8 protein-coding genes are annotated in these 11,949 nt (G+C 73.9%); 5 read left to right on the top strand and 3 right to left on the bottom strand.

What is annotated here, in order from left to right:
* Positions 1-120 precede the first annotated feature (120 nt).
* The 4 genes from OG624_RS32075 (at position 121) to OG624_RS32090 (ending at position 5,979) form a co-directional block, all read left to right on the top strand.
* Entirely contained in the window at positions 121-1,098 is a 978-nt protein-coding gene (locus OG624_RS32075; protein ID WP_237546049.1) for a DMT family transporter, read from the top strand.
* On the top strand, positions 1,091-2,344 hold the full coding sequence (locus tag OG624_RS32080) for an amino acid aminotransferase (protein WP_371588751.1): 1,254 nt from the start codon (positions 1,091-1,093) through the stop codon (positions 2,342-2,344). Before OG624_RS32075 ends, OG624_RS32080 begins: the two co-directional genes overlap by 8 nt.
* 322 nt (positions 2,345-2,666) lie before the next feature.
* A complete protein-coding gene (locus OG624_RS32085) occupies positions 2,667-3,773 on the top strand; it encodes a molybdopterin-dependent oxidoreductase (protein ID WP_051763076.1) in 1,107 nt (368 codons plus the stop codon).
* Between the two features lie 139 nt (positions 3,774-3,912).
* The gene (locus tag OG624_RS32090) at positions 3,913-5,979 is read left to right on the top strand and encodes a SpoIIE family protein phosphatase (protein ID WP_371640106.1); all 2,067 of its coding nucleotides are present in this window, start codon (positions 3,913-3,915) and stop codon (positions 5,977-5,979) included.
* Positions 5,980-6,013: 34 nt separating this feature from the next.
* On the opposite strand, the gene OG624_RS32095 is transcribed toward OG624_RS32090, so the two are convergent.
* Both OG624_RS32095 and OG624_RS32100 read right to left on the bottom strand, forming a co-directional pair.
* Positions 6,014-8,821: a SpoIIE family protein phosphatase gene (locus tag OG624_RS32095; RefSeq protein WP_161297539.1), complete on the bottom strand. Its 2,808-nt coding sequence runs from the start codon at positions 8,819-8,821 to the stop codon at positions 6,014-6,016.
* Positions 8,818-9,813, bottom strand: coding sequence for a GlxA family transcriptional regulator (locus OG624_RS32100; protein ID WP_033218217.1), 996 nt, complete (start codon positions 9,811-9,813; stop codon positions 8,818-8,820). Before OG624_RS32100 ends, OG624_RS32095 begins: the two co-directional genes overlap by 4 nt.
* 106 nt (positions 9,814-9,919) lie before the next feature.
* Between OG624_RS32100 and OG624_RS32105 the strand changes: the two genes are divergently transcribed.
* Complete coding sequence (locus tag OG624_RS32105; protein WP_371588752.1) at positions 9,920-10,498, top strand: cysteine hydrolase family protein; 579 nt, start codon at positions 9,920-9,922, stop codon at positions 10,496-10,498.
* A gap of 273 nt (positions 10,499-10,771) precedes the next feature.
* Here the strand turns inward: OG624_RS32105 and OG624_RS32110 are convergent, their stop codons facing one another.
* Positions 10,772-11,920: a glycerate kinase gene (locus OG624_RS32110; RefSeq protein WP_033218219.1), complete on the bottom strand. Its 1,149-nt coding sequence runs from the start codon at positions 11,918-11,920 to the stop codon at positions 10,772-10,774.
* Positions 11,921-11,949: the final 29 nt, after the last annotated feature.

The following is an 11,949-nucleotide window of genomic DNA, read 5'->3' on the forward strand; positions in this document are numbered from 1 at the left end:
GAATCTGCCCCAAACGTATGTCCGAGCGACAGAACTGGCAATCGGCTGCCCCGCCCCACGCTCTAGCGTTGCCCAGGCACGGACCGGATCGGTCCGTGCCTCAGAGGCTGGAGCACTTCCTTGGTCGCGACGAACACCACCCGGGCGACCCTGCCTCCCGATGCGGCGGGCCCGCGGGCCGGACACCCCGGCCGGCGCGGGCTCTCCCCACAGGCCGAGGGCATGCTGGCGCTGTTCGTCACCGTGTCGATCTGGGCGGCCTTCGCACTCAGCGCCCGGGCCCTGAGCGGCTCCTCGCTGCTGCCCGCCGACGCCGCGCTGCTGCGCTTCGGCGTCCCCCTCGTCGTCCTCCTCCCCGCCCTGTGGCGGCGCCGGCGCGCCATCGCCGCGGTGCGCCCGGGCCCCGCGGTGAAAATCATCTGCGGTGCGGGGGTGCCGTTCTTCCTGGCCGCGATGCACGGCGGCGCCCTGACCTCGGCCGCCTTCGTCGGCTCCATCGTGCCCGGCATGGTCCCGCTGTTCGTCTCCGCGATCATGATCCGCCGGGGCCACGGCGCCCCCCGGGGCACCCAGGCCGCCGGGCTCGCCCTGATCGCGGTCGGTGTGGCCGCCCTCGTCTGGCGCTACGTCGTCCCCGTCGACACCGACGTACTCGCCGGTGCCGGCACGCTCCTGGTGGCCAGCGGCCTGTGGGCCCTCTACACCGTCGGCCTGCGCGAGGTCGACCTCGACCCCGTCGGGTCGATCGGACTGCTGTGCCTGCCCTCCTTCGCGGTGATCGGCGTCCTCGTACTGACCGGGGTGCTCCCCACCGGCATCGCGCACGCCGCGGGCAGCGACATCGCCCTGTTCCTCGTCGTGCAGGGGCTGGGCGTCGGCCTGTGCGCGGGCCTGCTCTACGCCTTCGCCATCCGCCGCCTGGGAGCCGAGCGCAGCGCCGTCGTCGGCAGCCTCAGCCCCGTCGCCGTCGTCCTGCTCGCCGTCCCGCTGCTCGGCGAGACGCCGACCCTCGCCGTCCTCGTCGGCGTCCCCCTGATCACCGCCGGCGTCGTTCTCGCCAACCGCCGCCCACGACCCGAGGTTCCCGCAGATGCTTGAGCTCCTCCCCACGCCGCCCACCGACCCGCTGTGGGACCTGACCTACGAGTTCGGCGGCGACGAGCGGCCCGAACGTCTCAACCTCGTCCTCGGCGTCTACCGGGACCAGACGGGCACCACTCCCGTCATGACCGCCGTACGCGAGGCCGAGATCCGGCTGGCGGAGCGCTCGTACTCCAAGGAGTACCGCGGGCTCTCCGGCAACGCCGCCTTCAACCGCTCCCTGCTGGAGCTGGTCCTGGGTCCGGCCGGCCCCACCGACCGGGCCGCGGCCGTCCAGACCGTCGCCGGTTCCGGCGCGCTGCGACTGCTGGCCGACCTGATCTGCCGGACCCGCCCGGGCACCACGGTGTGGATCAGCGATCCGGCCTACGTCAACCACCGCCCCATCCTGGAGGCCGCCGGGCTGCGCGTGCGCACGTACGGCTGGCGCGACGCCGAGGGCGGCTTCGACACGGCCGGGGTGCTGCGGGAGCTGGCGGACGCGCAGCGGGACGACGTGGTCCTGCTCCAGGGCTGCTGCCACAACCCCACGGGCGTGGACCCGCTGCTGGACGACTGGGAGGCACTCGCCGAATCGGCCGCCCGAGGCGGTTGGGTGCCCTTCGTCGACCTCGCCTACCACGGCCTCGGCGACGGCCTGGAGGCCGACATGCTGCCCACGCGGATGCTGGCCGCGCGGGTACCGGAAATGCTGATCGCGGTCAGCTGCTCGAAGAACTTCGGCCTCTACAGCGACCGCGTCGGCTGCGCCATCGTGCTCGGCGCCTCGGACCGGGCCGTCCGGCACGCCGAGACCGCCCTGCAGAACGCCGCCCGGACCCTCTACTCGATGCCGCCCGAGCACGGCGCGGCCGTCGTGACCACGATCCTCCAGGACGAGGGGCTGCGGGCCGCCTGGCGCGCCGAGCTGGAGGTCATGCGCGGCCGGATCATGGACAACCGAGCCGACCTGGTCGCCCACCTGAGCGCCCTCGGATGCGCGGAGCAGGCACGCTCGCTCGCCCGCCAGAAGGGGATGTTCTCCATGGTGCCGCTGTCCGCGCAGCAGATGCTCCGGCTGCGCAGGCAGTACGCCATCTACGGCACGACCTCGGGGCGGATCAACATCGCGGGCATCCCCGCGCACCGGATCCCCTGCCTCGCCCGGGGCATCGCGGGAGTCCTCGACACGACCCACGCACCCCGCACGCCGCCCACGCTCCCGCGGCAACAGTCCGGACCGGCCGCCGCCCTGCAGGCCTGAGGCGGTCGTCGTGCGGGGGAACGTGCGGGGGAAGCAGGGGCCCCGCGGGACATGACAGTCCCCGGCAGTCCGTCGATTCCATGAGCCATCCGCCGTCGCCGATGGCTCCCCTGGTCGACAAGTGCTGCCGGGGGCCTGGCCAGAGCCTGGACAAGGGTCACGCGGGCCTGAGGACGTCTCCAGAGGGAGGTGCGGCTCTTTCCGGTTATCCGGTGTATTCATGAGTTTCCTCCCAATTCGCACCCAGTCAAGGCCCTGTACGGACGTAGTCTGTAAAGAAATCCGCGTCGCGCTCGGCACGAGCCCGACGGAAGGGGCTGCCATGACCACATGGCCCGTTCCACGAGCCGCCCCAGGGCCCGGCGCCACGCTCTGGGCGCCCGAAACGGTCACCGCCGACCCGTACAACGCCCAGACCCCCGCGGCCGCCCTGGTCGAGCCGCTCACCCCCGTAGGGGCCTTCTTCGTACGCGACCACTTCGGCATCCCCCGGATCCCACCCGGCCGCTGGCGGCTACGCATCGGCGGCCCCGCGGCCGCCGCCCCCTTCACCCTCGGCTACGACGAGCTCCTCGCGACGGAACACCGGGAACTCGACGTCGTCGTGGAATGCGCCGGCAACGGCCGCGGCCTGATGACACCCCGCCCGCCCGGCCTGCCCTGGGGCCGACAGGCCGTCGGCTGCGCACACTTCGCCGGTGTCCCGTTCCGCCTCCTCGCCGAACGCGCCCTCATCGGACCGACCGCCGTCGAGATCGTCTTCACCGGAGCCGACTCCGGCCCCGTGCACGGCCGCCGAGCCGCCTTCGAGCGCAGCCTCCCGCTCGCCGCCGCCCTCCACCCGGACACCCTCCTCGTCACCCGGATGAACGGCGAGCCGCTCACCCCCGAGCACGGGGCACCGGTCCGCCTCCTGGTCCCCGGCCGCTACGCCGTCGCCGACGTGAAGTGGCTGGTCGGAGCCCGAGCCGTCACCCACCCCTTCACCGGCCTCTTCCAGAGCGAGCAGTACCGCTACGTGGCCTCCCGCGGCACCCCCGAGGGCCCGGTGACCGACGTGCGCGTCACCTCGATCGTCACCGAGCCCGAACCGGACACGGCCGTGCGCCGCGGCCACGAGACCCTCGTCCGCGGACGCGCCTGGTCGGGCGGCGGGACACCGCTGCGCGGCGTCGAGGTGCGGGCCGAGTACGAGGACGACGACCGGCACCGCGAGCGCGGCTGGCACCGGGCCCACCTCGAACCGCCCACCGGCCCCTACGGCTGGAGCGGCTGGTCGTACCGGTGGACACCGCAGCGGCCCGGACCCTACCGGCTGGTCTCCCGCGCCACCGACGCCCACGGCGACACACAGCCCCCGCACGCCCCGTGGAACGCCGGTGGCTACGGCTGCAACACCGTGGCCTGCGTGGACGTGGTGGTCGTATGAGCGACGACCGCGATCCAGGCACCGCACACCGCCCGCCGGACCGCACCCCGGCGGGGATCGGCGGACACAGAGCCCCGCGCCCACGCCTCGGATAGGGTGAATCGGTAGGAATCAGGCCCCCCGGGGTGAGGTCGGTGCGTTGGACACTTACCAGGCGACGAGCGAGGTGCCGGACCCGCCGGCCGCGGCTGTCGGGTACGCGGGCGTACTCAGCGAGCTGCTCCCGATCGCCCTCTGGCGCGAGGACGCCGACGGGCGCATCGTCGAGTGGTCCCTGGCCGCCCAGGACCTCCTCGGACACCGCCCCGAGGACATCATCGGCCTCCCCGGCAGCGCCGTGCTCGTCCCCGAGGCCAACCGCGAGCTCGCCGACCAGCTGACCCGGCGCGTCCAGTCCGGCGAGACCGTCGTCGGCACCCTGCCCGTACGCCACCGCGACGGCCACCGCGTCCCGATGGAGATGTGGATCGTCCCCGCCGCCGACCCGCAGGGCCGGACGGGGGCCCTGCTCATCGCCGTGGAGACCTCCGAGGTGCTCCACATGCGGGACTCGCTCGCCGCGCTCCAGAGCCTGTTCACCCAGTCGCCCATAGGCCTCGCCACCCTCGGAACCGACCTGCGGTTCCTCCGCGTCAACGACGCCCTGGCCCGGATGAACGGCGTCTCCGCCGCCGAACACCTCGGCAAACGACTCACCGAGGTCGTCCCCGGGGTCAACGCCGCCGCACTGGAGTCGACGATGCGGCAGGTCCTCGACCGGGGCACCGCCGTCGTCGACGTCCGCCGCACCGGACGCACCCCCGCCGACCCGGAGAACGACCGCACCTGGTCCTGCTCCTACGCCCCCCTGCTGGACGGCTCCGGTCGGGCCCTCGGCGTGATCGCCTCGCTCATCGACATCACCGAGGGCCAGCAGGCCCAGGCCGACGCCGAACGGGCCCGACACCGCTTCGCCCTGCTCGCCGAGGCGGGCACCCGCATCGGCACCACCCTGGACCTCCACCAGACCGCCCAGGAGATCGTCGACGTGCTGGTGCCACAGCTCGCCGACTCCGCCGACGTACAACTGCTCGAAGCGGTACTGGGCCCCGACGAGGGCCCCGTCCCCACGGCCTCCACCCGAGGTGTCCTGCGCCGCCTGGCCGCCCACTTCCCCGACCCGACCGCCCCCACCGCGAAACTCACCGCCGGCCAGACCTTCCAGATCCCCATGGGCACCACCTACGAGCAGGTGATCTCCGAGGGACGGCCCATGAACCTCTACCTCGCCGACATCCCGGCACTGATCACCTCCCCGCGCGCCGAGGCGCTGCGCACCTACCTCGCCACCCTGGGCTCGGCCCGCCTGGTCCCGCTCGTCGCCCGCGGCACGGTGCTCGGCGCCGTCGCCGTGACCCGCACACGCGCACGGGAACCCTTCGACGAGGAGGACAGCGTCCTCGTCGACGAGCTGGTCGCCCGGGCCGCCCTCAACATCGACAACGCCCGGATGTACACCCTCCAGCGCCAGGCCGCCCTGACCCTCCAACGCAGCCTCACCAACAACGCGCTGCCCGACGTCACCGGCCTCGAACTCACCGGGCGCTACCTGCCCGCCAGCGACCACGACGTCGGCGGCGACTGGTACGACGTCATCCCGCTGCCCGGCGGCCGCACCGGGCTGGTCATCGGGGACGTCATGGGCCACGGGATCCACGCCGCCGCCGTCATGGGCCAGCTCCGGACGGCCGTACGCACCCTCGCCCGCCACGACGTGCCCCCGGCGGAGCTCCTCCGCTCGCTCGACGCCGTCGTCGCCGAACTGGGCGAGGACGAGATGGCCACCTGCGTGTACGCCGTCCACGACGCGGCCACCGGGGCCTGCGTGATCGCCCGGGCCGGCCACCCGCCGCCCGCCGTCGTCACCCCCGACGGGAGCATCACCTTCCTCGACGGCCCGCCCGGCACCCCGCTGGGCACGGGCGGCCAGGACTTCCGTACCGAGGAGCTACGGCTACCCCCGGGCAGCCTGCTCGTGCTCTACACCGACGGCCTCATCGAAGCCCGGGACCGGGACCTCGACCAGGGCATGGCCCAGCTGGCGGGCGCCCTGCAGCGGGTGGACCAGCCCCTGGAGGAACTGTGCGACGGGATCCTGCGGCGGCTGCTGCCGTGCGCCCAGCAGGACGACGTCGCCGTGCTGCTCGCCCGCACCCGGCCGGTGTGAACCGCCCCCGGACCACCGGCCCGGATCCTGCGGCTCACCAGGCCAGGTCCTCCAGCGCGTCCAGGTCCAGCGGGACCGCCGGCTGCGGATCCGAACCCCCGGTCAGCGGCACCTCGGCCCAGATCACCTTGCCGCGGTCGGTGTAACGGGTGCCCCACCGGGCGGCGTACTGGGCGACGAGGAACAGCCCGCGCCCACCCTCGTCGGTGGTCGCCGCGTACCGCAGGTGCGGCGAGGTGCTGCTGCCGTCCGAGACCTCGCACACGAGGGCGCGGTCGCGCAGCAGCCGTACCCGCACCGGCGCGCTCCCGTAACGGATGGCGTTGGTGATCAGCTCGCTGAGGATCAGCTCGGTGGTGAAGGAGATCTCGCCCAGCCCCCACGCGGCGAGCTGCGCCGCGCCCGCGTTGCGCACCCGCGAGACGGCCGAAGGCTCGCCCGGTACCTCCCACTCGGCGATCCGGTCGGCCTCCAGCCGCCGCGTGTCGGCGATCAGCAGGGCGATGTCATCGCTCGGCACCGGGAACAGCATCGCGGCGAGCACGTCCGAGCAGGCCTGGTCGGGGCTGCGGCCGGGCCGCGCCAGCGCCTCGCCCAGCAACCGCAGTCCGGAGTCGAAGTCCCGGTCCCGGTCCTCCACCAGACCGTCGGTGAACAGCACCAGCCGACTCCCCTCGGGGAGCGTGAACTCGGCGGCCTCGAAGGGCATGCCGCCGACGCCCAGGGGCAGCCCGGCCGGCAGCTCGGGGAACTCGACGTCCCCGCCGGGGCGGATCAGCGCGGGCCCGGGATGGCCGGCGCTGGCCATCCGGCACTGCCCGGAGACCGGGTCGTAGACCGCGTAGAGACACGTGGCACCGGTGACCCCGGCCGGCTCCGCGGACCCGTCCGAGGCGTCCTCGCCGCCGTCCGTCCCGTCCCCGTCCGAAAACCCGCTCCCGGTGGCGTTCTGGTCGATCCGGTTGATCAGCTCGTCCAGGTGCCCGAGCAGCTCGTCGGGCGGCAGGTCCAGGGTGGAGAAATTGTGCACCGCGGTCCGCAGCCGGCCCATGGTCGCCGCGGCGTGCACCCCGTGCCCCACGACATCCCCGACGGCCAGCGCCACCCGGCCCCCCGGCAGCGGGATCACGTCGAACCAGTCCCCGCCCACCCCCGCCTTCGCGGGCAGGTAGCGGGAAGCGACGTCCACGGCGTTCTGGGCGGGCAGCACCCGGGGCAGGAGGCTGCGCTGGAGCGTCACGGCCATCGCGTGCTCGCGGGTGAAGCGGCGGGCGTTGTCGATGGAGACGGCCGCGCGCGTACCCAGCTCGGCCGCGAACGAACGGTCCTCCTCGTCGAAGGGCTCCGGGGTGTCGGCCCGCCAGAAGTTGGCCATGCCCAGGACCACGCCGCGGGCCCGCAGCGGTACGGAGATCAGCGAGTGCAGCCCGTAGTCGAGCGCCACCCGGGTGCCTTGGGAGTCCTGGGCCCGCCAGCCCATGGCCGCGTTCAGATCGGCCGCGAGCACCGCCCGCCCGGCGTCCAGGGCCGCCGCCATGGGGGCCGTCGGCACGACGAACCGGATGATGTCACCCACCGGCTGGAGCGGCGAGTCGGCACGAACGCCGGTGATCGCGGCCCGGCGCATCTCGGTGTAGATCCCGGTGACCAGCGAGGGCTCGTCCCCGTGCAGCACCGGCTCCAGCAGCTCCACCGTGACGAAGTCCGCGAACCGGGGGACGGCGACCTCCGACAGCTCCTCGGCGGTCCGCACCACGTCCAGGGTGGTCCCGATCCGCACACCGGCGTCGTAGAGCAGCTGCAACCGGCCGCGGGCCACCTCGGCACGACCGGAGAGCGCGGCGAGCTCCGTGGAGTCGCGCAGGGTCACGACGCTGCCCGTGGACATGCCCTTGTACTGCGCGGTGGGCCGCACGTTCACGGCGAGCAGCCGGTCGCCCGCCAGGTGCACATGGTCCGTCACGACCTGGCCGGAGGCGAGCAGCTCGGCGGTGCGCGGGTCCAGACCGAGATCGGTGACGTGCCGGTTCTCGGGGTCGGGCGGCAGGCCGAGCAGCCGGCGGGCCTCGTCGTTGGCCAGGACGAGCCGCTGGTCGGCGTCGATGATGACCACGCCCTCGCGGACGGCGTGCAGGACGGCCTCGTGGTGCTCGTTGATCCGGCTCATCTCGGCCGCGCCCAGGCCCCGGGTCTGGCGCCGCAGCCGGCCGCTGACCAGGGCGGCGCCACCGGTACCGAGCAGCAGGGCGCCCGCGGCCGCACCGAGCAGGAGCGGGAGCTGGCCCTCGACGACCTGGGAGACGTTCTCCACCTCTATGCCGGTGCCGACCAGGCCGACGACGACGCCGTCGGCGTTCCGTATCGGGACGACGGCCCGCACGGCGTCGCTCGGCTCGCCCCGGAAGGTCTCCGTGAAGGCGTGCCCGGCGAGGGCCCGGCTGAGGTCACCGGTGGCCCGTCGGCCGATCAGCTCGGGCCGTGAGTCGGTGTAGCGGACCCCTTGGGTGTTCATGACGGCGATGAAGTCGACGCCCGAACCCTGGCGAGCCGCCTCGGCCAGCGGCTGGAGCACGGCCGTCGGATCCGCCGAGATCAGCGCCGCCGCGATACCGGGAGCGTGCGCGAAGGCCTCGGCCGCCGCGAGCGAACGGTGCCGGGCGTCGCGCTCGCTGTCGTACCGGGCCTGGAACACCAGGGCCGACGCGCCCGCGGCGATCAGCAGGAGCACGATCATCGCCTGGAGTGCGAAGACCTGACCGGCGACGCTGTGTGCCCACCGGGACAGGCGCGCGGACAGGCGCGAGCCCCACCCGGTCGGCTGGCGACCAAAACGTCCGGTCATGAGCCCTTTCTAACACTGTCCGGAGGGTTTGGTGCGGCTGCCGATGCGCAGGAGGCCGCACGGTACGCGCGAGGGCCGAGACCGACGTACGCGGTGAAGTGCTGGCGGAAGGTGACCTCACTGGCGAAACCGGCCCGCCGGGCCACCTCCGGCACCGGATGGTCGGTGCGTTCCAGCAGCTTGCGGGCCGCGTCCAGCCGGTGGCCCAGCAGCCACCGGTGCGGGGTGGTGCCGGTGGCGGCGGCGAAGTGCCGGGCGAAGGAGCGCGGGGACATCCCGGCCCATGCGGCCATGGTCGCCACGGACAGCGGCTCGTGCAGCGAGCGCAGCGCGCGCGCCCGTACGGCGGCCAACGCCTCGGCCGTCCGGTCCGCGGCCGGGACGGGCCGGTCCAGGTACTGGGCGTGGTCCCCGGTGCGGAAGGGGCCCGTCACCATGGAACGGGCGATGGCGGCCGCGGCCTCGGCGCCGTGCGCCTCCCGGACCAGGTGCAGGCACAGGTCGATCCCGGAGGCCACCCCGGCGGAGGTCCACAATCCGCCGTCCTCGACGTAAAGAGGGGCGTCCTCGACCACGATCCCCGGGTAGCGGGCGGCGAGCTGCGGGGCCAGCCACCAGTGGGTGACCGCCCGGCGCCCCTCCAGCAGACCGGCCTCCGCGAGGATGAACGCCCCCGCGCACAGGGCGGCGACCGGCACGCCCCGGCCGTGCGCCTCACGCAGGGCGGCGAGGATCGGCCCGGGCGTCGGATCGGCCGGCTCGGCCAGGGCCGGTACGACGACCAGGTCCGCCGTGGCCAGCCAGTCCAGCCCCCGGTCGGGGGCCAGGGTCAGCCCGCCCGGCAGCGGGATCGGACCCGGCTCCAGGGCGCACCGGCGCAGCTCGAAGCCCGGCACCCCGACATCGCTGCGGTCAGGGCCCCATACCTCGGTGATGACGGCGAGGTCGAAGCTGCGGATGCCCGGCTGGACGAGGATCGCGACACGGCGCATCGGGCCAGTCTGCCAGGAGGTCAGGACTGCCAGACTGGCAGGATCCCATCGGTACGGGGCCTCGCGGGCGCTGTCGGGCCCGCGGCCCGGCCGACAGCATGGAGCCATGACAACGACCGCGATCGAGATCGCCCCCAACAGTGCCCTGCTGGTCATCGACGTGCAGAAGGGCTTCGACGAGGAGTCCTTCTGGGGGCCCCGCAACAATCCGGCGGCCGAGGACAACATCGCGGCCCTGATGGACGCCTGGCGGACGGCCGGCCGGCCGGTGGTCCTCGTCCGGCACGCCTCCGTGCAGCCCGGCTCCGTCCTCGCCGCCGACCACCCCGGGTATGCCTTCAAGGACCTGGTCGAGAAGCGGAGCGAGGGGGCCCTGGTGGTCACCAAAACGGTGAACTCGGCCTTCTACGGCACCCCGGACCTGGCCGAGTGGCTGACGGCCCAGGGCATCGGGCAGCTGGTGCTGGTCGGCATCCAGACCAACATGTGCGTCGAGACCACGGCGCGGATGGCGGGGAACCTGGGCTACGACGTGCTCGTGCCGCTCGACGCCACGCACACCTTCGACCTCGCCGGGCCGGAGGGACTCGCCCTGACGGCGGACGAGCTCGCCCGCGCCACGGCGGTGAACCTCCAGGGCGGAGGCTTCGCCCGCGTGACCACCACGGCCGCCCTCCTCGGCTAGCCCCGCCCGAATCCGGCCTCACCGGCAGGACCGGCTGCTTCGCCGGGCCGATCCCAGCCTCGCCGGCGTTTGAGGCGCGGGGTCTGGGGCGGAGCCCCAGGAAACCCGGCTCCGCCGGGCACCGGGCTCCGCCTGGACCCTCCCCCAGCTACCGCTGGGAGGTGCCCCCTGCTCAAACGCCGGAGGAGCTGGATGTGGCGAGGCCGGATCGCCCGGCGAGGGCGGGAAAGGTGAGGGCCCCGCCCCACGGGTGGTGGGGGCGGGGCGGCCGTGTCAGAGAACGTCGGCGGCGATGTTCGCGGCGACCTGCTCCAGCAGGGGACCCGCGTTCGGGATGGACCTGGCCGGGTCCGGCTCCAGATCGGTGAGCGGGTACGCCTTGCGGATGCCGGCACCCTCAAGGGCCTCCTGGGACAGCAGCAGCCGCCCGCAGACGGCCACCACGGGCTTGCCCGCCGCGCGCGCCGCGGCCGCGACGCCCGCCGGGGCCTTGCCGTGCAGGGTCTGCTCGTCCAGGGAGCCCTCACCGGTGATGACCAGCGTGGCGCGCTCCAGCGCCGGGGCGAAGCCCAGTACCTCCAGCATCAGCTCGATGCCGGGACGGAACGTCGCGCCGAGCAGCAGGGCGCCGTAGCCGATGCCGCCCGCGCCACCGGCACCCGGGAGCACCGCGCACTCGGCGGCCTTCGCACCGATCGACTTCTCCAGCACCACCGCGAAGTGCGCCAGCGCCGCGTCGAGCGTCGCCACGTCCTCGGGCGAGGCACCCTTCTGCGGGCCGTACACCGCGGCGCAGCCCTTCGGGCCGGTCAGCGGGTTGTCCACGTCGCTCGCGAGGACGAACTCCACCTCCGCGAACCGCGGGTCGACGCCGGACAGGTCGGCCGAGGCCAGCTCGGCCAGCGCGCCGCCGCCCGGACCGACCGGTTCGCCGTTCGCATCCAGGAACACAGCGCCCAGCGCGGCCAGCATGCCGGCGCCGCCGTCGGTGGTGGCACTGCCGCCCACACCGAAGACGATCGTGCGCGCGCCCGCGTCCAGCGCGGCCTTGAGCAGCTCGCCCGAGCCGTACGTGGTCGCCGTCAGCGCGGCGAAGGTGCCGGCCGGCAGCAGCTGCAGCCCGGAGGCCTCCGCCATCTCGACCACCGCGGTGCCCTCGCGCAGCGCGAAGGTGGCCGTGACCTGGTCGCCGAGGGGTCCGGTGACCCGTACCTCCCGCCGTTCGAAGCCCGCTGCGACGGCTGCCGCGACCGTTCCGTCGCCGCCGTCCGCGACGGGGAGGGTCTCGATCTCCACGTCCGGTACGGCCCTGCGAAGGCCGGCCGTCACCCGCTCCGCGACCTGAACGGCCGTGAGCGAGCCCTTGAATTTGTCCGCGGCGATGAGCACGCGCGCGGCCTCGTTTACTGCTCCGTCCGTCACCTTGCTATTCCCTTGCTATCGAACAGTGC

It is taken from the genome of Streptomyces virginiae (genome assembly GCF_041432505.1).
Taxonomy (GTDB): domain Bacteria; phylum Actinomycetota; class Actinomycetes; order Streptomycetales; family Streptomycetaceae; genus Streptomyces; species Streptomyces virginiae_A.